At 75.3% G+C, this 24,230-nt stretch carries 19 protein-coding genes; 8 read left to right on the top strand and 11 right to left on the bottom strand.

The genetic code is table 11. The features are described 5' to 3' along the window. Positions 1-59: 59 nt before the first annotated feature. The gene (locus tag FB586_RS10325) at positions 60-992 is read right to left on the bottom strand and encodes an SURF1 family protein (protein WP_246036686.1); all 933 of its coding nucleotides are present in this window, start codon (positions 990-992) and stop codon (positions 60-62) included. 187 nt (positions 993-1,179) lie between these two features. Here FB586_RS10325 and FB586_RS10320 point away from each other — a divergent pair, with 187 nt between their 5' ends. From FB586_RS10320 to FB586_RS10305, 4 genes are all read left to right on the top strand, one after another. Next, the gene (locus FB586_RS10320) at positions 1,180-3,735 is read left to right on the top strand and encodes a phosphoketolase family protein (protein WP_136519231.1); all 2,556 of its coding nucleotides are present in this window, start codon (positions 1,180-1,182) and stop codon (positions 3,733-3,735) included. A gap of 94 nt (positions 3,736-3,829) precedes the next feature. After that, positions 3,830-6,016 carry a phosphate acetyltransferase gene (pta, locus tag FB586_RS10315; protein ID WP_136519230.1) on the top strand — a complete coding sequence of 729 codons (2,187 nt, stop codon included), beginning with the start codon at positions 3,830-3,832 and terminating at the stop codon, positions 6,014-6,016. Between the two features lie 5 nt (positions 6,017-6,021). Next, a complete protein-coding gene (locus FB586_RS10310) occupies positions 6,022-7,239 on the top strand; it encodes an acetate kinase (RefSeq protein WP_136519229.1) in 1,218 nt (405 codons plus the stop codon). Between the two features lie 63 nt (positions 7,240-7,302). Continuing rightward, positions 7,303-8,526, top strand: a complete 1,224-nt coding sequence (locus FB586_RS10305; RefSeq protein WP_136519228.1) for an MFS transporter — start codon at positions 7,303-7,305, stop codon at positions 8,524-8,526. Between the two features lie 9 nt (positions 8,527-8,535). Here FB586_RS10305 and FB586_RS10300 read toward each other — a convergent pair whose 3' ends face one another. From FB586_RS10300 to FB586_RS10270, 7 genes are all read right to left on the bottom strand, one after another. After that, positions 8,536-10,149: a succinic semialdehyde dehydrogenase gene (locus FB586_RS10300; RefSeq protein WP_136519227.1), complete on the bottom strand. Its 1,614-nt coding sequence runs from the start codon at positions 10,147-10,149 to the stop codon at positions 8,536-8,538. Between the two features lie 288 nt (positions 10,150-10,437). Further along, on the bottom strand, positions 10,438-12,153 hold the full coding sequence (gene ptsP / locus FB586_RS10295; protein ID WP_246036685.1) for a phosphoenolpyruvate--protein phosphotransferase: 1,716 nt from the start codon (positions 12,151-12,153) through the stop codon (positions 10,438-10,440). Continuing rightward, positions 12,150-12,467 (bottom strand): HPr family phosphocarrier protein, encoded by a 318-nt coding sequence (locus FB586_RS10290; RefSeq protein WP_136519226.1) that lies wholly within the window; start codon positions 12,465-12,467, stop codon positions 12,150-12,152. The genes ptsP and FB586_RS10290 overlap by 4 nt, the downstream gene beginning before the upstream one ends. A 40-nt stretch (positions 12,468-12,507) precedes the next feature. Next, positions 12,508-14,031: a PTS fructose transporter subunit IIC gene (locus FB586_RS10285; RefSeq protein ID WP_136519225.1), complete on the bottom strand. Its 1,524-nt coding sequence runs from the start codon at positions 14,029-14,031 to the stop codon at positions 12,508-12,510. Continuing rightward, the gene (locus tag FB586_RS10280; protein WP_136519224.1) at positions 14,028-14,495 is read right to left on the bottom strand and encodes a PTS sugar transporter subunit IIA; all 468 of its coding nucleotides are present in this window, start codon (positions 14,493-14,495) and stop codon (positions 14,028-14,030) included. The genes FB586_RS10285 and FB586_RS10280 overlap by 4 nt, the downstream gene beginning before the upstream one ends. Before the next feature lies 1 nt (position 14,496). Continuing rightward, positions 14,497-15,450, bottom strand: coding sequence for a 1-phosphofructokinase (pfkB, locus tag FB586_RS10275; protein WP_136519223.1), 954 nt, complete (start codon positions 15,448-15,450; stop codon positions 14,497-14,499). Further along, positions 15,447-16,208, bottom strand: a complete 762-nt coding sequence (locus tag FB586_RS10270) for a DeoR/GlpR family DNA-binding transcription regulator (protein WP_136519222.1) — start codon at positions 16,206-16,208, stop codon at positions 15,447-15,449. Before FB586_RS10270 ends, pfkB begins: the two co-directional genes overlap by 4 nt. A 300-nt stretch (positions 16,209-16,508) precedes the next feature. Between FB586_RS10270 and FB586_RS10265 the strand changes: the two genes are divergently transcribed. From FB586_RS10265 to FB586_RS10250, 4 genes are read left to right on the top strand one after another with little or no spacing between them, the layout of a single operon-like run. Then, positions 16,509-17,564 carry an iron-siderophore ABC transporter substrate-binding protein gene (locus tag FB586_RS10265; protein ID WP_136519221.1) on the top strand — a complete coding sequence of 352 codons (1,056 nt, stop codon included), beginning with the start codon at positions 16,509-16,511 and terminating at the stop codon, positions 17,562-17,564. Positions 17,565-17,580: 16 nt separating this feature from the next. Continuing rightward, the gene (locus FB586_RS10260) at positions 17,581-18,630 is read left to right on the top strand and encodes a FecCD family ABC transporter permease (protein ID WP_136519220.1); all 1,050 of its coding nucleotides are present in this window, start codon (positions 17,581-17,583) and stop codon (positions 18,628-18,630) included. Beyond that, positions 18,627-19,679 carry a FecCD family ABC transporter permease gene (locus FB586_RS10255; protein WP_222928341.1) on the top strand — a complete coding sequence of 351 codons (1,053 nt, stop codon included), beginning with the start codon at positions 18,627-18,629 and terminating at the stop codon, positions 19,677-19,679. Before FB586_RS10260 ends, FB586_RS10255 begins: the two co-directional genes overlap by 4 nt. Then, positions 19,676-20,569: an ABC transporter ATP-binding protein gene (locus FB586_RS10250; RefSeq protein ID WP_281276661.1), complete on the top strand. Its 894-nt coding sequence runs from the start codon at positions 19,676-19,678 to the stop codon at positions 20,567-20,569. The genes FB586_RS10255 and FB586_RS10250 overlap by 4 nt, the downstream gene beginning before the upstream one ends. An 88-nt stretch (positions 20,570-20,657) precedes the next feature. Here the strand turns inward: FB586_RS10250 and FB586_RS10245 are convergent, their stop codons facing one another. The 3 genes from FB586_RS10245 to FB586_RS10235 all read right to left on the bottom strand — a co-directional run bounded on the left by FB586_RS10245 (position 20,658) and on the right by FB586_RS10235 (position 24,167). Next, positions 20,658-21,782, bottom strand: coding sequence for a GuaB3 family IMP dehydrogenase-related protein (locus FB586_RS10245; RefSeq protein ID WP_136519219.1), 1,125 nt, complete (start codon positions 21,780-21,782; stop codon positions 20,658-20,660). Positions 21,783-21,871: 89 nt separating this feature from the next. Then, the gene (gene guaB, locus FB586_RS10240; protein WP_136519218.1) at positions 21,872-23,392 is read right to left on the bottom strand and encodes an IMP dehydrogenase; all 1,521 of its coding nucleotides are present in this window, start codon (positions 23,390-23,392) and stop codon (positions 21,872-21,874) included. A 94-nt stretch (positions 23,393-23,486) separates the two neighbouring features. Beyond that, the gene (locus FB586_RS10235) at positions 23,487-24,167 is read right to left on the bottom strand and encodes a response regulator transcription factor (RefSeq protein WP_136519217.1); all 681 of its coding nucleotides are present in this window, start codon (positions 24,165-24,167) and stop codon (positions 23,487-23,489) included. Positions 24,168-24,230: the final 63 nt, after the last annotated feature.

Raw genomic sequence — 24,230 nt, 5'->3', positions numbered from 1 at the left:
GCGGGCGCCCGGCCGGTGACGCGGCCGGGGGCACCCGCGGCCTGTGCCCCGCCGGGCCGTCAGCGGGCGCGCGCCACGCGTCCCGCGTCCGCGGTCGCCGGCGCGTCGTCCCCCGGCGCGCCGTCCCCCGGCAGGCGGGCCCCCGGCGTGCCGTCGCCGGCCGCTCCGTCGACCGGTGTGCCGTCACCGCCCGGGACCGGGCCCTCGTCGTCCTCGTCGCCCGGCACCGGCGGCCGGCCCGCGGCCTCGTCGCGCACCAGCCGCCACCACAGGCCCACGGCGAACAGGCCGAAGATCCACCACTGCGCCGCGTAGGCGAGGTTCTGCACGTTGAGCCCGGTGCCGGCGCGCGTCGGCGGGTCGAGCAGCTCGAGGTCCGCCGGGTCGGCGGGGTCGAGCGACTGCACCACGAGGTAGCCGGTGTAGACCGGCGACCCCCAGGTGTGCACCAGCTGGGCCGGGCTGATCGCGTCGGTGCGCCCGTCCACGACGGCCGCCCCGGCCTCCTCCCCGCCCTGCAGCCAGCCGACGACCGTCACGGGCCCCGCCGGCGGGTCGGGCACGGGCTCCGCACCGGTCGTCCAGCCCCGCACGACCGGCAGCAGCGCGTCCCCCGCCGCGACGTCGCCGGCCCCGCCGACCCGCAGCGGCGTGAGGACGAGCGCCCCCTCGGTGACGCCGTCGTGCGCGCGCCCCTCGACGAGGAGGGTGCCCTCGGGCTCCCACGTCCCCGTCACGACGACCTTGCGCGCGACCATCTCGCCCGTCACCGACTCCCCCGGGCGCAGCACCTCGTCGAGCGGGACCGGCTCCGCGGCGGCGATCTGCTCGGCACGCCGCTCCTCGGCGGCGTGCCCGCGCACCTCCGCGCGCTCGAGCTGCCACGCCCCGAGCCGGCCGCAGACGGCGGCGGCGGCCAGCAGCAGCACCAGCAGGCCGAGCATCCGCGGACGCACGGCGGCCCGCCACAGGGAGGTCGGTGCGTCGGCCACACCTCACGGTAACCCGCGCGCGCGAGGGCACCGGACCCGCGCGCTGCGGGGCGGGCCCACCTGGGGTTGTATGGCATGTGGCCAGGAGCACAACCGCTCTGGGCCAGACGTCCCACGGCACGACCGGCGGGCACGGAAGGCTGGGTGACCAGGGACGACGCCTCGAACCACCAGCACCGGAGGGGACATGAGCACGAGCACCGACAGGGAGCTGCAGCACACCACCGAGAGTCCCGCCCCGGTGGCCGCCGGAGACTTCGCCGCCGCGGAGGCCAGGAGCGCGTGGCGCACCGGCAGCGGCAGCATCGACGACGCCACCCTGCAGCGCATCGACAAGTGGTGGCGCGCGGCCAACTACATGTCGGTCGGCCAGATCTACCTGCTCGACAACCCGCTGCTGCGCCGCCCGCTGGACCGCGACGACGTCAAGCCGCGCCTGCTCGGCCACTGGGGGACCACGCCGGGCCTGACCTTCCTCTACGCGCACCTCAACCGTGCGATCGCGGAGCGCCAGCAGTCGACCATCTACGTCACGGGCCCCGGCCACGGCGGACCCGGCCTCGTCGCGAGCGCGTACCTCGACGGCACGTACTCCGAGGTGTACTCGGACGTCACCGAGGACGAGGAGGGCATGCGCCGGCTGTTCCGGCAGTTCTCGTTCCCCGGCGGCGTCCCCAGCCACGTCGCACCGGAGACGCCCGGCTCGATCCACGAGGGCGGTGAGCTCGGCTACGCGCTGAGCCACGCGTACGGCGCGGCGTTCGACAACCCGCACCTGCTGGTCGCGGCGGTCGTGGGCGACGGCGAGGCCGAGACGGGCCCGCTGGCGACGAGCTGGCACTCGAACAAGTTCGTCAACCCGCGCCAGGACGGGGTCGTGCTGCCGATCCTGCACCTCAACGGGTACAAGATCGCGAACCCGACGGTGCTCGCGCGCATCCCCGACGAGGAGCTGAACTCGCTCATGGTCGGGTACGGCCACGAGCCGTTCACGTTCGTCGCGGGCTTCGACGACGAGGACGACCTGAGCATCCACCGGCGCTTCGCCGAGCTGCTGGACCGGGTGCTCGACCGCATCGCGGAGATCAAGCAGCGCGCGGCCGAGGGCGACGAGTCCCGGCCGATGTGGCCGATGATCGTGTTCCGCACGCCGAAGGGGTGGACGGGCCCGGCGGAGATCGACGGGAAGAAGACGACCGGCTCGTGGCGCGCGCACCAGGTGCCGCTCGCGAGCGCGCGGGACACCCCCGAGCACCTGGCGGTGCTCGAGGAGTGGCTGCAGTCGTACCGGCCGGCCGAGCTGTTCGACGCGACCGGGCGCATCGACGCCGACATCCGCGCCCTGTCCCCCGCGGGTGAGCTGCGCATGAGCGCGAACCCGCACACCAACGGCGGCCTGCTCATGCGGGACCTGCGCCTGCCGGACTTCCGCGAGTTCGCGCAGGACGTGCCGCGCCCCGGGGCGACGTTCGCCGAGGCCCCGCGGGTGCTCGGCCAGTACCTGACCGAGGTGGTGCGCCGGAATCCGGACAACTTCCGGATCTTCGGCCCCGACGAGACCGCGTCGAACCGGCTGCAGGCCGTCTACGACGCGACCGACAAGCAGTGGAACGCCACGTTCGAGGGGCCCGAGGTCGACGAGCACATGGCGCGGGTGGGGCGCGTCATGGAGATGCTCTCGGAGCACCAGTGCCAGGGCTGGCTGGAGGGCTACCTGCTCACCGGGCGGCACGGCCTGTTCACGAGCTACGAGGCGTTCATCCACATCGTCGACTCGATGTTCAACCAGCACGCCAAGTGGCTGAAGGTCACGAACGACATCCCGTGGCGGCGGCCGATCGCGAGCCTGAACTACCTGCTCTCGAGCCACGTGTGGCGCCAGGACCACAACGGCTTCAGCCACCAGGACCCGGGATTCATCGACCACGTGGTCAACAAGAAGGCCGAGGTCGTGCGGGTCTACCTGCCGCCGGACGCGAACACGCTGCTGTCGACGTACGACCACTGCCTGCGCAGCCGGCAGTACGTCAACGTCGTCGTCGCCGGCAAGCAGCCCGCGCCCAACTTCCTCACGATGGACGAGGCCGTCGCGCACTGCACGCGCGGGCTCGGCATCTGGGAGTGGGCCGGCACGGAGGTCGAGTCCGAGGAGCCGGACGTGGTGCTCGCCGCCGCGGGCGACGTGCCGACGCTCGAGGTCCTCGCCGCGGCGGACATCCTCAAGCGGGAGCTGCCGCAGCTGAAGGTCCGCGTCGTCAACGTGGTCGACCTCATGCGCCTGCAGGACGAGCGGGAGCACCCGCACGGCCTGTCGGACCGCGAGTTCGACACGATCTTCACGACGGACCGGCCGATCGTGTTCGCGTACCACGGCTACCCGTGGCTCATCCACCGCCTCACGTACCGCCGCACGGGTCACAAGAACCTGCACGTGCGCGGGTACAAGGAGGAGGGCACCACCACCACGCCGTTCGACATGGTCATGCTCAACGACCTCGACCGGTACCGGCTCGTGATCGACGTGATCGACCACGTGCACTGGCTGCGGGCGTCGTACGCGGGCCTGCGCCAGAAGATGGTCGACGCGCGCATCGCCGCGCGGCAGTACACGCGCGAGCACGGCGAGGACATCCCCGAGGTGCGCGACTGGGTCTGGCCGGACGCCGGGGAGACGGGGACGGAGGTCGGCGGCCCGCAGGCCGACCGGCTCTCGGCGAGCGACACCGGCGGGGACAACGAGTAGCAGCCGGTGAGGCGGTGGGTGCGGCGGGCGACCGTCGCACCCACCACCGCCCGTCCGTGGGGGACGGGCGACCTTCGGGGAGGAAGAGCACGCAGTGGCGCGCACGATCTACGTCATGTCCGCCGAGGGCGACACGGGCAAGTCCGTCGTCGCGCTCGGCCTGGTCGACCTGCTGACGCGGTCGGTGCAGCGGGTGGGGGTGTTCCGGCCCGTCGCGCGCTCGACGGACGAACCGGACTACGTCCTGGACCTGCTGCTCGCGCACGACGGCGTCGACATCGCCTACGACGAGGCCGTGGGGGCCACGTACGACGAGGTGATCGCCGACCCCGAGGAGGCTCTGTCCCGCATCGTCGCGCGCTTCCACGACGTCGAGCGGCGCTGCGACGCCGTCGTGGTGGTCGGCACGGACTACACGGACGTCGCCGGCCCGACGGAGCTGGCGTACAACGCGCGCATCGCCGCGAACCTCGCCGCGCCCGTCCTGCTCGTCGTCAACGGCGCGAACCGCACGCCCGAGGACGTGCGCCACGCGGCGGAGGTCGCGGGCACCGAGATCGCCGCGAACCACGCGCAGGTGGTGGGCGTCGTGGTGAACCGGGTCGCGCCCGGTGCGCTGGCGGACGTCGTGCGCGGGCTGTCCGGGAACGTGCCCGTGTGGGCGCTGCCGGAGTCGCCCCTGCTGTACGCGCCGACGTTGCGCCAGCTCATGGACGCCGTCGGCGGCGAGCTGGCGGGCGGGGACGAGGAGCTGCTGGGGCGCGAGGTGCTCGACGTGCTCGTCGGCGCCATGTCGATCGAGCACCTGCTCGACCGGCTGCAGGACGGCGCGGTGGTCATCACGCCGGGCGACCGGGCCGACGTCCTGCTGGGGCTGCTGCTCGCGCACCAGGCGGACGGGTTCCCGTCGCTGGCGGGCATCATCCTCAACGGCGGCTTCGAGCCGGCGCCGACGATCCAGCGGCTCGTCGAGGGCCTCGGCTCCCGGCTCCCCCTCATCCGCACCCACCTCGGCACGTTCCGCTCCGCGAGCGCGGCGGCCGGGACCCGCGGGCGGTTGACGCGCGACGCGCAGCGCAAGGTCGACACGGCGCTGGCGCTGTTCGAGCGGCACGTGGAGGGTGCGGCGCTGCTGGCCGCGCTCGACGTGCAGCGCCCCGAGGTCGTCACGCCGCTGATGTTCGAGTACCAGCTGCTCGACCGGGCGCGGCGGGACCGCAAGCACATCGTCCTGCCCGAGGGCGGCGACGACCGGATCCTGCGGGCGGCCTCCACGCTGCTGCAGCGGCAGGTCGCGGACCTGACGATCCTCGGCGACGAGGCGTCGATCCGCGCCCGCGCCACCGAGCTGGGCCTCGACCTCGACGCCGCGCAGGTCATCGACCCGAAGAACGGCGAGCTGCTCGAGCGGTTCGCGGCCGTCTACACCGAGCTGCGCAGGCACAAGGGCATGACGGTGGAGCGCGCGCGGGAGATCGTGTCGTCGGTGTCGTACTTCGGCACGCTCATGGTCCAGCTGGGCCTCGCGGACGGGATGGTCTCGGGCGCGATCCACACGACGGCGCACACCATCAAGCCGTCGTTCGAGATCATCAAGACCCAGCCCGGGACGAACAGCGTGTCGAGCGCGTTCCTCATGTGCCTCGAGGACCGGGTGCTCGTGTACGCCGACTGCGCGGTCATCCCGGACCCGACGGCGGAGCAGCTCGCGGACATCGCGATCTCGTCAGCGGGCACGGCCGCCCAGTTCGGCATCGAGCCGCGCATCGCGATGCTGTCGTACTCGACCGGCGCCTCCGGCACGGGCGCCGACGTCGAGAAGGTCCGCACCGCGACCGCCCTGGTCCGCGAGCGCCGGCCCGACCTGTCGGTCGAGGGCCCGATCCAGTACGACGCCGCGGTGGACGCGTCCGTGGCGCAGACGAAGATGCCGGACTCCGCCGTCGCCGGCCGGGCCACCGTGTTCGTCTTCCCCGACCTGAACACGGGCAACAACACCTACAAGGCGGTGCAGCGCTCGGCCGGTGCGGTCGCGATCGGCCCGGTGCTCCAGGGCCTGCGCAAGCCCGTCAACGACCTGTCGCGCGGCGCGCTCGTGCAGGACATCGTCAACACCGTCGCGATCACGGCGATCCAGGCGCAGGCGCTGGCCGGCCCCAGCGCGGGCGCCGGCGAGCCGGAGGTGGTGCAGCAGGAGCCCGGCGAGACGCCCGTCCCCGAGACGCGCGCGCCCTCCACCGACCCGGCGACCCCCGCCACGACCACCGACCCGGAGGCCTGAGCCCGATGTCCACCACCCCCGCGGGCGCCCCCCGCGGCACCGTCCTCGTCGTCAACTCCGGCTCGTCGTCCGTGAAGTACCAGCTCGTCGACCCGGAGGGCGGGGAGGCGATCGCGTCGGGTCTCGTCGAGCGCATCGGCGAGCCGCGCGGCGCCGTGAAGCACGTGGCGCACGGTGAGACGACGCGGCGTGAGCTGCCGGTCCCGGACCACGAGGAGGCCCTGCGGATCGTGCTCGGCCTGTTCGAGGAGATCGGGCCCGACCTCGCGGAGGCGCACGTCGTGGCGGTCGGGCACCGCGTGGTGCAGGGCGGCTCGCGGTTCGACGGGCCCGTCCTGGTCGACGACCAGGTCGAGGCGACGATCGAGATGCTGTCGCCGCTGGCCCCGCTGCACAACCCGCCGAACCTCACCGGCATCCGCGTGGCCCAGGCGCTGCTGCCGGACGTGCCGCACGTCGCGGCGTTCGACACGGCGTTCTTCCGCACCCTGCCCGACGCCGCGGCGACGTACGCGATCGACCGGGAGGTCGCGGCGCAGCACCGCGTGCGCCGCTACGGCGCGCACGGGACGTCCCACCAGTACGTCTCGCAGAAGGTCGCGGAGGTGCTCGGGCGGCCGCTGGAGGACCTCAACCAGATCGTCCTGCACCTCGGCAACGGCGCGTCGGCGTCGGCCGTCCGGGGCGGCCGGGCGGTCGAGACGTCCATGGGCATGACGCCGCTCGAGGGCCTCGTGATGGGCACGCGGTCGGGCGACATCGACCCGGCGGTGATCTTCCACCTGCACCGCAACGCGGGCATGAGCTCGGCGGAGATCGACGACCTGCTCAACCGGCGCTCGGGCCTCAAGGGGCTGTCCGGCGAGAACGACTTCCGCGCGCTGCACGAGCTGGTGGAGAAGGGCGACGAGGGCGCGAACCTCGCGCTCGACGTGTACCTGCACCGCCTGCGCAAGTACATCGGCGCCTACCACGCGGTGCTCGGCCGGCTGGACGTGCTGACGTTCACGGCGGGCGTCGGCGAGAACGACGCGCTGGTGCGCGCGCGGGCGGTCGACGGCCTGGACGTCATGGGCATCGCCGTCGACCCGGAGCGCAACGAGGCCCGCACGTCCGGCCCGCGCGTGATCTCGCCCGAGGGGTCCCGCGTCACGGTGATGGTCGTGCCGACGAACGAGGAGCTCGCGATCGCCCGGCAGGCGCTGGAGGTCATCGGCGGCTGACCGCCGCGGACGCCCCGGAGTCCATGTGTTCGGTCGTACACATCCGTGTGTACGATCGACCACATGGCCTTCGCCACCCTCGCCCCCGCGCGCTCCGACCGGCTCGCGCGGGCCGCCGTCGCGGCCCTGTTCTTCACCAACGGCGCCCTGTTCGCCAACCTCGTGCCGCGCTACCCCGAGGTGAAGGCCGACCTCGACCTCACGAACGCGGCGTACGGGCTCGCCGTCGCCGCCTTCCCCACGGGCGCGGTCGTCGCGGGCCTCGGCGCGGGCGCGCTGATCCGCCGGTTCGGCTCGGCACGCGTCGCCGTCGCGGGCACGTGGGCGACGGGGCTGGCGATCCTCGTCGCCGCGCTCATGCCGTCGCCGGTCGCGTTCGCGGCCGCCCTGCTCGTCGGCGGCGCGGCCGACGCCGCGACCGACGTCGCCCAGAACGCGCACGGCCTGCGTGTGCAGCGGCGCTACGGCCGCTCGATCCTCAACGCCTTCCACGCGGTGTGGTCCGTCGGCGCCGTGACCGGCGGGCTCATGGCCGCGGCGGCCATCGCGCTCGACGTCCCGCGCGGCGTGCACCTCACGGTCACGGCGGTCCTGTTCGCCGTCGTCGCCCTGACGGCGCTGCGGTACTGCCTGCCGGGTCCCGACGTCGCGGAGGTGCCGGGCGACGCCGTGGACGCGACGCCGGCCGCGCGCGGGCTGCGGGCCGCGGGCGCCCGCACCGTGCTGGTCCTGGGCGCGCTCGTCCTCGTCGCGGTCGCCGGTGCGGTGGTCGAGGACGCCGGCAGCTCGTGGGCGGCCGTGTACCTCTCCGGGCCGCTCGGTGCGGCGTCGGCCGTCGCCGCGGCCGGGTTCGTGGCGCTCGTCGGCGCGCAGTTCGTCGGCCGCCTGCTCGGCGACCGGCTGGTCGACCGCTTCGGGCAGCGGGCGGTCGCCCGGGCCGGCGGCGTGGTCGTCGCCGTCGGCATGGGCGTCGCGCTGGCGTTCCCGACCGTCCCGGGCACGGTGCTCGGGTTCGCCGCCGCGGGCCTCGGCGTGGCGACGCTCGTGCCCGCCGCGATGCACCAGGCCGACGAGCTGCCGGGCCTCAGGCACGGCACGGGGCTGACGGTCGTGTCGTGGCTCATGCGGCTCGGGTTCCTGCTCTCGCCGCCGGTCGTCGGCGCGGTCGCCGACGAGGTCGGCCTGCGGACCGGCCTGCTCGTGGTGCCGCTCGCCGGCCTCGCGGTCGTCGCGCTGGCGGGCGTCCTCACCGGCCGCACGGGCCGCCCCGAGCGCGCCGACGCCTGACGCCGGGGCTCACGGCAGCCGCAGCGACCGCTGCACCTCCAGCGCGCGCGTGAGCACCCGCGGCCACACCTCCGTGCCGAGCGCCTGCACCTGCGCGAGCCCCAGCGCGCGCCCGCCGTGCACGCCTCGCTGCACGACGACCGACCGCTCCCACGTCGCCGCCCACAGCCCCTCCCGGCCGTGCCGCCGGCCGTACCCGGAGGCACCGACGCCGCCGATCGGCGCGCCGACGCTCCCCCACAGCGCCTGGTGCGTCTCGTTGACGACGACGGCGCCGACCCGCAGCCGCGCGGCGATCCCCCGCGCGCGGCGCACGTCCCGGGCCCACACGCCGGCGACCAGCCCGTACTCGGTGTCGTTCACCGCGGCGACGGCCTCGTCGTCGGACCGCACGCGCTCCACCGCGACGACGGGGCCGAACGTCTCCTCCCGGTACGCGCGCGCCTCGGGCGGGACGTCGGCCAGCACCGTCGGCGCGTAGAACCACGGGCCCAGGTCGGGCCGCTGCACGCCGCCCGTCAGCACGGTCGCGCCGAGCCCCACCGCGTCCTCGACGTGCTCGACGACCCGCGCGAGCTGGTCGGCGGAGGCGAGCGACCCCATGTCGCTGCGGTAGTCGAGCCCGGCGCCCAGCCGCAGCGCCGCCGTGCGGCGCACGAACGCGGCGACGAACGCCTCGTGCACCCCGGCGTGCACGTACAGCCGCTCGACACCCGCGCAGACCTGCCCGGCGGACCCGAAGCACGCGCGCACGACCCCCTCGGCGGCGGCCTCGACGTCCACGTCGTCCGCGACGTACATCGCGTTCTTGCCGCCGAGCTCGAGCGTCACCGGGACGCCCAGCTCCCCCGCCCGGGCCGCGAAGACCCGCCCCGACGGGGTGGAGCCCGTGAACACCGCGTGGTCGACGTGCTCGAGCAGCGCCATGCCGACGTCCGGACCGCCGACGAGCACCTGCACGAGGTCCTCCGGCGCGCCCGCGTCCTCCAGCAGCTCCGCGGCCCACAGCAGCGTGAGCGCGGTCTGCGGGTCGGCCCGCAGCAGCACGGCGTTCCCGGCGACGACGGCCGTCAGCGCGTCGCCGAGCCCGAGGGACAGCGGGTAGTTCCACGGCGTGACGACCCCGACGACGCCGTGCGGGACGCGCTCGACCCGCGCGGAGGTGAACCCGGGGACGAGCCCGCGCACGTGCCGCGGCGCGAGCAGCCACCGCGCGCGCAGGGCGTGCCAGCGCGCCGCGTTCGCGACGTCGCCGACCTCCTCCCACGCGTGCGTGCGGGCCTTGCCGGTCTCCACCTGGATCAGGTCCAGCACGTCGCTCTGCCGCTCCAGCAGCAGGTCGTGGACGCGCAGCAGCAGGGCGGTGCGCTCGCGCAGCGGACGGGCCGCCCACAGCCGCTGCGCGGCGCGGGCACGGCGCGCGGCGGCGGGGAGGTCGTCCGGCGTCGTGAGCGGGACGGCCGCGATGGGCGCCCCCGTGAACGGCGCCGTGGCGGCGTGCGTCGCGTGCCCGGGCCCGGCGACGACCCGGGCGAGCAGGGGCCGCACGTCGTCGGGTTCGAGGACGTAGGTGGCGAGCGGGTCGGTCTCCGGGTCGTGCAGGTCGGCATGCTCGTGCGCCATCGCGCCAGGCTACGCCGCACGTGCCCCGCCCCCCGCGCCCGGCCCCGGAACCCGGGGCCGACGAACGGGACATGGTTCGCACGTGCTGCGCGGCACCGACGGATCACGTCCCGTTCGGCGTCCGGGCGGCGGGCCCGTCCTCGGCCGCCCGGCCGCGACGGGCCCCGTCCGCCTCCTCGCCTCGCCGATCCCGGTCGAACGCAACCTGGTGCCCTTCACGGGCTGCGCCAGGGATGCACGAGAGTGCGCTCGCCGGGTCGCGCGACGCGGGCGGGTCCCGTCCTGGCGTCAGAGGCCGAGCGTCGCCCGCACCTGCGGGTCCGCGAGCGCGAGCACCGCCGCCCGGCCGTCCGCCGCCGAGCGCGCCGCCCGGGCCGCCGCCGCCATCGCGACGCACCGCTCGTGCGTGTGCCGGCGCACGGCGTACCGCACGGCGGGCAGCGCGCCGGCCGCCATGGACAGGCTCGTCACGCCGAGCCCGACCAGCACGAGGGCCATGAGCGGGTCGGACGCGGACTCCCCGCAGACGCCGACGGGCTTGCCGGCCTCGACGCCCGCCGCCGCGGTCGCCGCCACGAGGTCGAGCACCGCGGGCTGCCAGGCGTCGAGCAGGTCGGCGAGCTCGCCCCGCAGCCGGTCGGTGGCCATCGTGTACTGCGCCAGGTCGTTGGTGCCGAGGGAGACGAAGTCGACCTCCGCGAGGACGTCGCGCGCCCGCAGCGCGACGGCCGGGACCTCGACCATGACGCCCACCGTGGCGACACCGGCGGCACGGGCCTGCGCCGCGAAGTCACGCGCCTCGTCGGCCGTCGCGATCATCGGCGCCATCACCCACGGCGTGGTCCCGGTCGCCTCCTGCGCGCGGGCGAGCGCCTCGAGCTGCGTGCGCAGCAGCTCGGGGTGCGGGCGGACCAGGCGGTAGCCGCGCACACCGAGCGCGGGGTTCTCCTCGTCGGGCTGGGTCGCGAACGCGAGCGGCTTGTCGGCGCCCGCGTCGAGCGTGCGGACCACGACCTTGCGCCCGTCGAGGGCGCGGAGCACGGCGGCGTACGCCTCCGCCTGCTCCTCGACCGTCGGCGCCTGCGTGCGCTCGAGGAAGAGCACCTCGGTGCGGAACAGCCCGACCCCCTCGGCGCCGGAGCCGCCGAGCCGCTCGGCGTCGGCGGGTGTGCCGACGTTCGCGAGCAGCGCCACGGCGTGCCCGTCGGCGGTGGCGCCCGGGGCGGTGTCGGCGGTGAGGAGCTCGTCGGCGGCGCGGCGGCGGTCCAGCTCTGCACGCAGGTCGGCCCCCGGGTGCGGCGTGACCGTCCCCGCGGCGGCGTCGACGGCGACCTCGACCCCGTCCTCCAGGCCGGTCGCACCGGTGACCCGCACGACGCACGGCAGCCCGAGCTGCCCCGCGATGATCGCGGTGTGCCCGGTCGGGCCACCCAGCTCGGTGACGATGGCCAGCACGTTCTCCAGGTCGAGCGCCGCTGTGTCGGCCGGGGCGAGGTCGCGGGCGACGACGACCGACGGCCGCGCGAGCCGCGGCACGCCCGGGTCCGGCAGGCCGAGGACCCGCGCGACCACGCGGTCGCGCACCGAGCGCAGGTCGGTGACCCGCTCGGCCAGGTACCCGCCGGCCTGCGTGAACATCGCCGCGAACATGTCGACGACGCCGTCCAGCGCCGCGACGGGCGGCTCGCCCGCGTCGACGCGGGCGAGCACCTGCGTGCGCAGCGCGTTGTCGGCCGCCATCTGCGCGGTGGCCGCGAGGACGTCCCCGACGGTGCCGCCGGCGGCCGCGGACTGGGCCCGCAGGCTCTCCGCGACCTCGGCGAACGCGCTCTCGACGGCCGCGTGCGTCTCCTGCGGCGTCGCGGGCCGGCCGTCCACCTGCACGGCGGCGTCCGGCGGGACGTCGGGCGCGGACCGGACCTGGGCGACGGGGCCCACGACGGCCCGGCGCCCCACCCCGACGCCCTGCAGCACCCCGGGGGCGCCGACCGTCGCGGCGGTCACGACGACGCCTCGGCCGCGGGCGCACCGGCGCCGTCGCCCCCGGCCTCGGGCGCGTCGAGGTCGGTGGACAGCAGCGCGACGAGCTCGTCGAGGACCCGGTCGGCGTGCGGCCCGTCCGCGTGCAGCACGACCTCCTCGCCGTGCGGCACGCCCAGCGACATGACGAACAGGATGCTGGAGGCGTCCACGGGGGCGCCGCCCTGCCGGGCGATCGTGACGGGCACGCCGCCGGCCGCGACGGCCTGGGTGAACAGCATCGCGGGGCGGGCGTGCAGCCCGACGCGGGACGCGACGGCGACGGTGCGCTCGGCCATGAGGGCTCCTCGGTGGTGGGGTCGTGCGGGTTCGGGAGGGTCAGGCCGCGACGAGGTCGCGGTCGTCGTCGTCGGCACGGTCCGCCGCGACGAGGGGGTCGCGCTTGACGGTCTTGAGGACCACCACGAGCAGCGCGGAGACGAGGACGCCGGCGACGACCGCGGCGAGGAAGCCGAGCGGGTTGCCGATGAGCGGGAGCACCCAGACGCCGCCGTGCGGGGCGACGAGCGAGGACCCGAACGCCATGACGAGCGCCCCGGTGACGCTGGACCCGACGAGCGAGGACACGATGACGCGCCACGGGTCGGCGGCGGCGAACGGGATGGCGCCCTCGGAGATGAAGGACGCCCCGAGCAGCCACGCCGCCTTGCCGTTCTCCTGCTCGGCGTGCGTGAACAGGCGCTTGCGGACGGTCGTCGCCAGCGCGAGCGCGAGCGGGGCGACCATGCCCGCGGCCATCACGGCGGCCATCACCTGGTACTGCACGGCGCCGGTGGTCAGCCCCTCGGTCGCGAGCCCGGTGACGGCGAACGTGTACGCCACCTTGTTGACCGGCCCGCCGAGGTCGAAGCCCATCATGGCGCCGAGCAGCGCGCCCATGAGCACGAGGTTCGCGCCGGACAGGCCGTTCAGCCAGCTCGTGAGCCCCTCCATGGCGGCGGCGATCGGCCGGCCGATCAGCACGAGCATGACGATCCCGACGACCGCGGACGACAGCAGCGGGATGACGACGACCGGCATGATGCCGCGTACGCCCTTCGGCACGTTCCAGCGGCTGATCCACAGCGCCACGAACCCGGCGAGGAAGCCGGTGACGAGCCCGCCGAGGAACCCGGCGCCCACGAACACGGCCGCGGCGCCGCCCAGGAAGCCGGGCACGAGGCCGGGCCGGTCGGCGATGCCGTACGCGATGAACCCGGACAGCACGGGCACGAGGAACCCGAACGCGAGCTGGCCTGTCCTCAGCAGGATCACCGACCAGTCCTGCAGCGAGGCGGGGTCGAACGCCGCGACGACCTCGGCCGCGTCGACGGCCGTGACCTCCACGGCCCCCTGGGCGCCGCCCCAGGCCACCTGCGCGAGCATGAAGCTCAGCGCGATGAGGATCCCGCCCGCGGCGACGAACGGGATCATGTAGGAGACGCCGGTCATGAGCCACTGCCGGACCCGGGTGCCCGTGCCGGGGCCCCGGTCGGCGGCGGCCGCGGGGGCCGGGACGGCGGCGGTGGGCGGTGCCGGCGTGCTGGCGGCGGGGGCGGACTCCACCGCCGCGACGGCGGCGGAGATGACACCCGGCGCGTCGTGCACCGCCTTCTTCACGCCGACGTCGACGAACGGCTTGCCGGCGAAGCGCTGCTTGTCCTTCACCTCGAGGTCGGCGGCGTAGATGACGCCGTCGGCGGACGCGACGAGGGCGGGGTCGAGCGGCGTCGAGCCGGCGGCGCCCTGGGTCTCGACGTGCACCTCGTGCCCGGCGGCCCTGCCGGCCTGCTCGAGCGCCTCGGCGGCCATGTACGTGTGGGCGATCCCCGTGGGGCACGAGGTCACGGCGACGAGCTTCATGAGGGCACGACCTCTCGGGTGACGATGTCGGCGACGGTCCGCGCGTCGGGCGCCTCGAGCAGCGAGGCCCGGAACGACTCGTGCACCAGGCGGCGGGCGAGCGCGGCGAGGATCTGCAGGTGGTCGGCGTCGCCGCTGGCCGGCGCCGCGATGAGGAAGACCAGCCGGGCGGGCCCGTCCGGGGCGCCCCAGTCGACGCCCTGCGCGAGCTTGCCGACGGCGAGGCTCGGCGCGACGACGTGCTCGGAGCGCGCGTGCGGCAGGCCGACGCCGCCGGGCATGCCGGTGGCCATCTGCGCCTCGCGCGCGGCGACGTCGGCGGTGAACCCGTCGGCGTCGGTGACGCGGCCGGCGGCGGCGAGCAGGTCGACGAGCGCGCGCGTCGCGGCGACGCGGTCGGTCGCGTGCAGGTCGACGGCGACGAGCTCGGGGGTGATCAGGGGTGTGGCGGCCGACGTGGTCATGTCAGAGCTCCTTGAGGGCCAGGTGCGGGTCGGGGTCGGCCACGACGCGCACGGCGCCGAGGTCCAGGTCGTCGGGGCCGGGCACCTCGGTGCCGGGCCGGAGCACGGCCGCGCGTCCCCACGCGACCGCGGTGCGCAGCCGCTCGGGCGCGGGCCCGGCGGCGGCGAGGAAGCCGGCGAGGGTCGAGTCCCCCGCGCCGACGGTGGACAGCGGCACGAGCGGCGGACCGCCGGCCCACCAGGGGTGCGGGGCGTCGCGGCAGACCAGCAGCGCACCGTGCGCGCCGAGGCTCACGAGCACGCCCCGCGTCCCCTGCTCGACGACCTCCTGCGCGGCGGCGACGACGTCCCCGACGGTGACGAGCTCGCGCCCGACGAGCTCGCCGAGCTCCTGCTCGTTCGGCTTGACGAGCGTGAGGCCGCCCGCCCGCACGGCGCGGGCGAGCGGGGCGCCCGACGAGTCGAGCACGAGCGGGACGTGGTGGCGGCCCGCGAGCGCGGCGAGGCGGACGAAGAACGCGTCGCCCGCGCCGGCGGGCAGCGACCCCGCGGCGACCACGGCCCGCGGCCCGGTCGCGAGCTGCGCCTCGACGGCGGCGAGCAGCGCGTCGACCTCGGCGTCGGTCAGCTGCGGGCCGGGGGCGTTCACCTTGGTCGTGCGGCCGTCCGCGTCGACGAGCGTGATGTTGGTGCGCGTGTCGCCGGCGACCGGGACGGGCACGGCGGCGACGCCGTGCTCGGCGAGCAGCGCGGACAGCCGGGCCCCGTCGGGGCCGCCGGTGGGGACGACCGCGAGCGCGGCCACGTCGTGCCGGGCGAGCGCCCGGGCGACGTTGATGCCCTTGCCGCCCGGGTGCACGTGCGTGGTGTGCGCGCGGTTGACCTCCCCGACCTCGAGGCGGTCGAGGTCGAGCGCCCGGTCCACGCTCGGGTTGGGGGTGACGGTGACGATCACGCGCGCACCACCCGTGTGCCGGCCTGCTCGATCTCGTCGGCGAGCTCGGGCTCCACGGCCGAGTCGGTCACGAGGGTGTCGACGGCGGCGAGGTCGACGACGCGGGCGAGGTCGACGCGCCCCACCTTCGTGTGGTCGGCCAGGACGACGGTGCGGCGGGCGGCCGCGACGAGCGCCCGCTTGACGGCGGCCTCCCCGAGGTCGGGCGTCGTGACCCCGTGCTCGGCGGTGATGCCGTTGGCGCCCAGGAAGGCGACGTCGACGTGGATCTCCGCGAGGTCGCGCAGGGCCCAGGAGCCGACGGCGGCGAGGGTGCGGCCGCGCACGGTCCCGCCGACGAGGTGCAGCGTGGTGCCGGGCCGGGGCGCCAGGACGGTCGCGACGGGCAGGGCGTGGGTGACGACCGTCAGCTCGCGGTCCGTGGGGAGCAGCTCCGCGAGGCGGACCGTGGTCGTGCCGGCGTCGAGGAGGACCGACCCGCCGTCGGGCAGCTCGTCGAGCGCGGCCTTGGCGATGCGCTCCTTCTCCCCCGCGAGCATGCCCTCGCGGTCGGCGAGGCCGGGTTCGAAGCCGAGGCGCTCGACGGGGATGGCGCCGCCGTGAACGCGCCGCACGAGGCCGTGCCGCTCGAGCGCGGTGAGGTCCCGGCGGATCGTCTCGGGCGTGACGTCGAGCTCGTCGGCCAAGCGCGTCACGTCGACGCGCCCGTCGGTACGGGCCCTGCTGAGGATCTGCTGGTGGCGCTCCGGTGCGTACACGTGAACTCCGTCGTCCCGAACTCCGTCGTCCTGGCCCGACCGGGCCTCGTCGTCCCAGCATGCGCCGCCGATGCAGGAACGTCAACAGGTTCGGGCACACCCGGGCTTTTCCGGATGTCCGGTCATGTGGGAACGGACAGCACCGGCGCACGTGCGCCGGGCGCGCTCGGGGGCCGGTCCGGGGTGACCCGCGCCACGTACCGGGCTCGGGGCGGCGTACTCTAAGGTGAGCCTTACCTACAACGGCGGGCTCGCCCGCCGCCGGACGGCCCCGTGCCGACTCCCCCTGCGAAGGACACGATGCGCACTGCGCCCCGCCGCCGCGCCCTGCGACCCCTCGTCGCCGGCGCCGCCGCCGCACTCCTGCTCGCCGCCTGCTCCTCCGGCACCGAGGGCGGCACCGACGACGCCACCTCCGCCGCGGGCGGCGACGGCACCTTCCCCGTCACGCTCGAGAACACGTTCGGCGAGACCGTGGTCGAGGAGAAGCCCGAGGCGGTCGCCTCCGTCGCGTGGGGCAACCACGACGTCGCACTCGCACTGGGCGTCGTGCCCGTCGGCATGGCCGAGCAGACCTACGGCGACGACGACGGCGACGGGATCCACCCCTGGACCTACGAGGCGCTCGAGGAGCTCGACGGCACCGGCGACGCGCTGCCCGCGCTCTTCGACGAGTCCGACGGCATCGACTTCGCCGCCGTCGCCGACACCGCGCCCGACGTCGTGCTCGCCGCCTACTCCGGCCTGACGGAGGAGGAGTGGACGACGCTGTCGGAGATCGCGCCGACCGTCTCCTACCCCGAGGTCGCGTGGGGCACCAACTGGCGCGACATGGCGCTGACGAACGGCCGCGCGCTCGGCCTGGAGGACGAGGCGCAGGAGAAGATCGACGAGGTCGAGCAGCAGATCGAGGACGCCCTGGCCGACCGCCCCGACGTCGCCGGCAAGTCCGTCGCGTACCTCTACGTCGACCCGACGGACCTGTCGTCGATCGGCGTCTACACCAAGATCGACGCGCGCGTGCAGCTCCTCTCGGACCTCGGCATGACCCTGCCCGAGAGCGTCGAGTCGTTCGAGGACGACGGCTTGTTCTACGTCGACCTGTCCGCCGAGCAGGCCGACACCATCGCCGACGCCGACATGGTCGCGATCTACGGCGACGAGACCCTGCTCCCGACGCTGCAGGCCCACCCGCTGTGGTCGAAGATCCCCGCGATCGCCAACGGTGCCGTCGCGGTCCTGCCCGACAACACCCCGCTGGCGTCCGCGACGTCCGGCCCGACCGTGCTGTCGGTCCCGTGGGCGCTCGAGGACTACCTGGACCTCTTCCAGGCGGCCGCCCAGAACGTGCAGTGACGGGACCCCTCCTCCCGTGACCACCTCCCCCACGACGACGCCGGCCCCGCCCGCGGTGCGGCGGCCGGCGTCGTCGCGCCGGCGCGCGCTCGGCCTCGTCGTGTGCGTGCTCGCGCTCGTCGTCGTGTGCGTGCTGTCAGTGACGTTCGGCTCGCGCCTGGTCACCTGGTCCGACGTCGTCGCGGGCGTGCTGCACCCGGACCCCGACGACATCGCCCAGGCCGCGGTGGCGTCCCGCGTGCCGCGCACGCTGCTCGGCCTCGTCGTCGGCGCCGCGCTCGGCCTCGCGGGCGCCGTCCTCCAGGGCCTGACGCGCAACCCCCTTGCCGACCCCGGCATCCTCGGGGTCAGCTTCGGCGCCTCGCTCGCCGTCGTCGTCGGCATCGCGTGGTTCGGGCTGTCCACGCTTCTCGGCTACGTCTGGGTGGCGTTCCTCGGTGCGGCCGTGACCATGGCGGTCGTGTACGCGGTCGGCTCGGTGGGCCGCGGCGGCGCGACGCCGCTCAAGCTCGCCCTCGCGGGCGCGGCCGTGACCGCCGCCGTGACGTCGATGATCAGCATGGTGCTGCTCACCCGCACCGACGTGCTCGAGACGTTCCGGTTCTGGCAGGTCGGGTCCCTGGGCCGCGCCGAGTCGGCCGCGATCCTCACGGTCGCGCCCTTCCTGGTCGTCGGCGCGGTGCTCGCGGTGGCCGTCGCGCGCGGCCTCGACGCGCTCGCGCTCGGCGACGACCTCGCGACCGGCCTCGGCCAGCACGTCGGGACCGTCCGGGTGCTCGGCGCCCTCGCCGCGGTGCTGCTGTCCGGCGCGGCGGTCGCGGTCGCCGGTCCCATCGCGTTCGTCGGGCTCGTCATGCCGCACCTCGCCCGCGGGTTCACCGGGCCGAGCCACCGCTGGGTGCTGCCCTACTCCGCCGCCTTCGGCGCCGTGCTCCTCGTCGCCGCGGACGTCCTCGGCCGCGTCGTCGCCCGTCCGCAGGAGCTGCAGGTCGGGATCATGACGGCTCTGCTCGGCGCGCCCGTGCTCATCGCGATCGTCCGCCGCACCAAGGTGCGTGAGCTGTGAGCGCCGTCGTGGCGCCCCCCGCGCCCGCCGGCGGCGTCGTCGCCCCCGGCCGGCGGCGCCGTGCCCGGCACTGGTGGACGGTCGTCGCCGTGCTCGCCGCCCTGACGCTCGCGGTCGCCGTGGTCTCGCTCGTCGTCGGCGACCGCGTCTACCCGCTGGGCGACGTGCTGCGGGTCCTCACCGGGCAGGACGTGCCGGGCGCGTCGTTCACGGTCGGGCGCCTGCGCCTGCCGCGCGCGCTCACCGGCGTCCTGGTGGGCGTCGCCTTCGGCATCGGCGGCGTCGTGTTCCAGACGATGCTGCGCAACCCGCTCGCGAGCCCCGACATCATCGGCGTGACCGCGGGCGCCAGCGCGGCCGCGGTCCTGTCCATCACGTCGATCGGCCTGGTCGGCACCGCGGTGCCGGTCGTCGCCGTCGCCGCCGGCATCGGCGTCGCGGCCGCGATCTACCTGCTGGCGTGGCGGCGCGGCGTGCACGGCGCCCGCTTCGTGCTCGTCGGCATCGGCGTCGGCGCGATGCTGCAGTCCGTCGTCCAGTACGCGCTCACCCGTGCGAACGTCTACGACGCGGCCGACGCGATGCGCTGGCTCAGCGGCAGCCTCAACAGCGCGTTCTGGGAGGGCTTCCCGCAGGTCGCGGTGCCCGTCCTGGTGCTCGCGCCCGTCGCGGTGCTGCTCGCGCGCCGGCTGGCGGCGCTGCAGCTCGGCGACGAGCTCGCCGCCGGCCTCGGCGTGCGCCCCGACCGGACCCGCCTCGCCCTCATCGTCGTCGCGGTCGGCCTCATCTCGGTCGCGACCGCCTCCACCGGCCCCATCGCGTTCGTCGCGTTCCTCGCCGGCCCGCTCGCGCAGCGCCTCGTGCGCGGCACGGGCTCGCTCGTGGTCCCCGCCGCGCTCGTCGGCGCGCTGCTCGTGCTGGTCGGCGACCTCGTGGGGCAGCACCTGCTGCCCGCCCGCCTGCCCGTCGGCGTCGTCACCGGCGTCGTCGGCGCGCCCTACCTGCTCTGGCTCCTGGCCAGGTCCGACCGCTCGGGAGGCACCCTGTGAGCACCCGCCCCACCCCGCAGGAGCGGGCCGTGCACACCCTCGCCGTCGAGGACGCGACGATCGGGTACGACGACCGCGTCGTCGTGCACGACCTGTCGCTCGCCGTCCCGCCGGGCAAGGTGACGATCGTCGTCGGCGCGAACGCGTGCGGGAAGTCCACGCTGCTGCGGGCCATGGCGCGCCTGCTGCGCACCCGCTCCGGGCGCGTCCTGCTCGACGGCGTCCCCATCACGGACCGGCCCTCCCGCGAGGTCGCCACCGTGCTGGGCCTGCTGCCGCAGACGCCCGTCGCACCCGAGGGCATCGCGGTCTCCGACCTCGTCGGCCGCGGCCGCTACCCCCACCAGGGCTGGCTGAAGCGCTGGACCGCCGAGGACGACGCCATCGTCGAGGAGGCCCTGCGCGCCACCGACACGCTCGAGCTCGCCGACCGGCCGGTCGACGAGCTGTCCGGCGGGCAGCGCCAGCGCGTGTGGATCGCGATGGCCCTCGCGCAGCGCACCGACGTGCTGCTGCTCGACGAGCCGACGACGTTCCTCGACGTCGCCCACCAGGTCGAGGTGCTCGACCTGCTGACCGACCTCAACCGGCAGCGCGGCACGACGGTCGTCATGGTCCTGCACGACCTCAACCTCGCCGCGCGCTACGCCGACCACCTCGTCGCGGTGCGGCAGGGGCGGCTGTACGCGCAGGGCGACCCCTCGCAGGTCGTGACCGAGCAGATGGTGCGCGACGTGTTCGGGATGGAGTCGCGCGTCGTGCCCGACCCCGTCGCCGGGTCGCCGCTGGTCCTGCCGCTCGGCCGTCACCACGGCGGCGCACCGCGCGACGTCGACGACGCCCGGGGCACCGTGCGCAGCGAGGAGCCCCTGACGCAGCGCGTCCCCTGACGCCACCCGACCCAGGGACGCGACGAGGGCGGCCACCCGTGCGGGTGGCCGCCCTCGTCGGTCCTGCGGCCCGGTGTCGGGCCCGGCGTCAGTGCGGCTGGTACGGCGAGACGACGACCTCGATGCGCTGCAGCTCCTTGAGGTCCGAGTAGCCGGTCGTGGCCATGGCCCGGCGCAGCGCGCCGATGAGGTTCACGGTGCCGTCGGCGGTCTGGCCGGGGCCGAACAGGATCTGCTCGAGCGTGCCGGCGGTGCCCACGTGCACACGCTCGCCGCGCGGCAGCTGCGGGTGGTGCGCCTCCGACCCCCAGTGGTAGCCACGGCCCGGGGCCTCCTCCGCGCGGGCGAGGGCGGCACCCAGCATGACGGCGTCCGCGCCGCACGCCATCGCCTTCACGAGGTCGCCGGAGCGCCCGACGCCCCCGTCCGCGATGACGTGCACGTACCGGCCGCCCGACTCGTCGAGGTAGTCGCGGCGCGCGGCCGCGACGTCGGCGACGGCCGTCGCCATGGGGGCGTGGATGCCGAGGGACACGCGCGTGGTGTGCGCCGCTCCCCCGCCGAAGCCGACGAGCACACCCGCGGCGCCCGTGCGCATGAGGTGCAGCGCGGCCGTGTACGTCGACGCACCGCCGACGATCACGGGCACGTCGAGCTCGTAGATGAAGCGCTTGAGGTTGAGGGGCTCGGCACGCCCAGACACGTGCTCGGCGGAGACGGTGGTGCCGCGGATGACGAACAGGTCGACCCCGGCGTCGACGACCGTGCGCCAGTGCTCCTGCGTGCGCTGCGGGCTCAGCGCGCCCGCCACGGTCACGCCGGCGTCGCGCACCTCCTGGATGCGCGCGCGGATCAGCTCGGGCTTGATCGGCTCGTCGTAGATCTCCTGCATGCGCGCGGTCGCGCGGCCCGCCTCGAGCGACGCGATCTCCTCGAGCAGGGGCGTCGGGTCCTCGTAGCGCGTCCACAGGCCCTCGAGGTCGAGGACCCCGACGCCGCCGGCCTTGCCCAGCGCGACCGCGGTGGCGGGGCTCACGACGGAGTCCATCGGCGCCGCCAGCACGGGCAGGTCGAAGTGGTAGGCGTCGATCTGCCAGCCGACCGAGACCTCCTCCGGGTCCCGGGTGCGCCGCGACGGCACGACCGCGATGTCGTCGAAGGAGTAGGCGCGTCGGCCGCGCTTGCCACGTCCGATCTCGATGTCGGTGCTCACCGTGCGAGTTTACCGGCGCACGCACGCGGCCCGTGCGGCCGCCCGGTGGGGCGGCGGCACGGGCCGCGGGTGGTGCGGTGCGGGCGGCGTCAGCGGCCCGTGTAGTTCGGCGCCTCGACGGTCATCTGGATGTCGTGCGGGTGGGACTCCTTGAGCCCCGCCGGCGTGATCCGGATGAACTTCCCGCGCTCCTGCAGCTGCGGGATCGTGTGGGCGCCGACGTAGAACATCGACTGGTGCAGACCGCCGACGAGCTGGTGCGCGACGGCGGACAGCGGGCCGCGGTACGGCACCTGCCCCTCGATGCCCTCGGGGACGATCTTCTCGTCGGTGGCGACGTCGGCCTGGAAGTACCGGTCCTTGGAGTACGAGACGCGCCCGCGGGAGGCCATCGCACCGAGCGAGCCCATGCCGCGGTAGTGCTTGTACTGCTTGCCGTTGACGAAGACGAGGTCGCCGGGCGACTCGTCGCAGCCGGCGAGCAGCGAGCCGAGCATGACGGTGTCCGCGCCGGCCACGAGGGCCTTCGCGATGTCGCCCGAGTACTGCAGGCCGCCGTCGCCGATGACCGGCACGCCGGCCGGGCGGCACACCTGCGCGGCGTCGTAGATGGCCGTCACCTGCGGCACGCCCACGCCCGCGACGACGCGCGTGGTGCAGATCGAGCCCGGCCCGACCCCCACCTTCACGGCGTCGGCACCGGCGTCGACGAGCGCCTGCGCACCCTCGCGGGTGGCGACGTTGCCGCCGATCACCTGCACGTGCGCCGTGCCGGGGTCCGCCTTGAGCCGGCGGACCATGTCGAGCATGAGGCGGGCGTGCCCGTTCGCCGTGTCGACGACGAGCACGTCCACACCGGCCTCGACGAGCGCGCCCGCGCGCTCCCAGGCGTCGCCGAAGAAGCCGATCGCCGCGCCGACCACGAGGCGGCCGTCGGCGTCCTTCGTGGCGTGCGGGTACTGCTCGGACTTCACGAAGTCCTTGACCGTGATGAGGCCCGCGAGCTTGCCCGCGGCGTCCACCAGGGGCAGCTTCTCGACCTTGTGCTTGGCGAGCAGGGCCGCGGCGTCGTCCCGGGCGATGCCGACCGGGGCGGTGATCAGCGGCATCGACGTCATGACGTCGCGCACGCGCCGGGTCTCGAACTCGCCCGGGGGGACGAACCGCAGGTCGCGGTTCGTGATGATGCCGACCAGGCGCTCGTCCGCGTCCACGACGGGCAGACCCGACACGCGGTACGTGCCGCACAGGCGGTCGAGCTCGGCGAGCGTCGCGTCCGGCGACACCGTCACGGGGTCCGTGATCATGCCGGACTCGCTGCGCTTGACGCGGTCGACCTGGTGGGCCTGGTCGGCGATGGACAGGTTGCGGTGGAGGATGCCGACACCGCCCTGGCGCGCCATGGCGATCGCCATGCGGGCCTCGGTGACGGTGTCCATCGCCGCGGAGACCAGCGGCACGCGCACCGAGATCTCGCGGGTGAGCCGCGAGGTCGTGTCGACCTCGCTGGGGATGACGTCGGTCTCTCCGGGGAGGAGGAGGACGTCGTCGTAGGTGAGCCCGATGCGGGCGAACGGGTCGGCCGGGGCGCCGGGTGCCAGCTCCGTCATCGGTCCAGGATACGGCCCCGGCGGGGCGTACCCGACCGGTGCGGACAGGTGAGTACCACCACGTGGACGGGCCGCGCGCCCCCGGGAGCGACGCTCAGTCGATGATGCCGCGGCGCAGGCCGATGGCGACCGCCTGGGCGCGGTCGGCGGCACCGAGCTTGCGGAACAGCCGGCGGGCGTGCGTCTTGACGGTGTCCTCGGAGAGGAACAGCTCCTGCCCGATCTGCGCGTTCGAGCGGCCGTGGCTCATGCCGACCAGCACCTCGATCTCCCGCTTGGTCAGCACCGGCGTGCCGTCCACGGGACGCGCCCCCACGGGTGCCTCGACGCGCGGCGGCTGCGACTCCTGCAGCGGCGGGACGGGGTGCGGCACCGACCCGGCCGACGGCGCGGCGGCGGCCGCGGCGGCGGGGCTCGCCTGCACGTGCGCGGCGACGGCCGCGAGCTCCGCCCGACCGACGTCGGGCGCGAGGAACCCGCGTGCCCCGAGCGCGAGCGCGCGGTCGAGCGCCTCGCCGTCCTCCGGCCCGGCCAGCAGCACGACGGCCGCGGACGGCGCCACCGACCGCAGCCGGCGAATCGCCTCGGCCGGCCCGGCACCGGGCAGGTGCGCGTCCAGCAGCACGACCGTCGGCGCGATCCGGCGCGCGAGCGCGACGAGCTCGTCGGCCGTGGCGGCCGCGCGCACGGGGGCGAGCGAGGGCACCCCGATCGAGGTCACGACGAGCCGTTCCCGGACGGCCGCCGAGCCGTGGCACACCACGACGCCTGCCATGTGATCCTCCTCGCGCGCGCCGGTCACCCTGATGGCTGCATCGGCGTCAACGGAGCGTCACGT

This window comes from Cellulomonas telluris, from assembly GCF_004886325.1.
Classification (GTDB): Bacteria; Actinomycetota; Actinomycetes; order Actinomycetales; family Cellulomonadaceae; genus Cellulomonas; species Cellulomonas telluris.
Note: the sequence above shows the minus strand (reverse complement) of the source record. Positions and strands in the feature narration are given on the sequence as shown.

Coding starts and splice junctions, on each gene's coding strand:
- FB586_RS10265 (WP_136519221.1), top strand. CDS start 16,509: ATGCGCACTGCGCCCCGCCGCCGCGCCCTGCGACCCCTCGTCGCCGGC.
- FB586_RS10320 (WP_136519231.1), top strand. CDS start 1,180: ATGAGCACGAGCACCGACAGGGAGCTGCAGCACACCACCGAGAGTCCC.
- FB586_RS10235 (WP_136519217.1), bottom strand. CDS start 24,167: ATGGCAGGCGTCGTGGTGTGCCACGGCTCGGCGGCCGTCCGGGAACGG.
- FB586_RS10285 (WP_136519225.1), bottom strand. CDS start 14,031: ATGAAGCTCGTCGCCGTGACCTCGTGCCCCACGGGGATCGCCCACACG.
- FB586_RS10310 (WP_136519229.1), top strand. CDS start 6,022: ATGTCCACCACCCCCGCGGGCGCCCCCCGCGGCACCGTCCTCGTCGTC.
- guaB (WP_136519218.1), bottom strand. CDS start 23,392: ATGACGGAGCTGGCACCCGGCGCCCCGGCCGACCCGTTCGCCCGCATC.
- FB586_RS10305 (WP_136519228.1), top strand. CDS start 7,303: ATGGCCTTCGCCACCCTCGCCCCCGCGCGCTCCGACCGGCTCGCGCGG.
- FB586_RS10290 (WP_136519226.1), bottom strand. CDS start 12,467: ATGGCCGAGCGCACCGTCGCCGTCGCGTCCCGCGTCGGGCTGCACGCC.
- FB586_RS10280 (WP_136519224.1), bottom strand. CDS start 14,495: ATGACCACGTCGGCCGCCACACCCCTGATCACCCCCGAGCTCGTCGCC.
- FB586_RS10300 (WP_136519227.1), bottom strand. CDS start 10,149: ATGGCGCACGAGCATGCCGACCTGCACGACCCGGAGACCGACCCGCTC.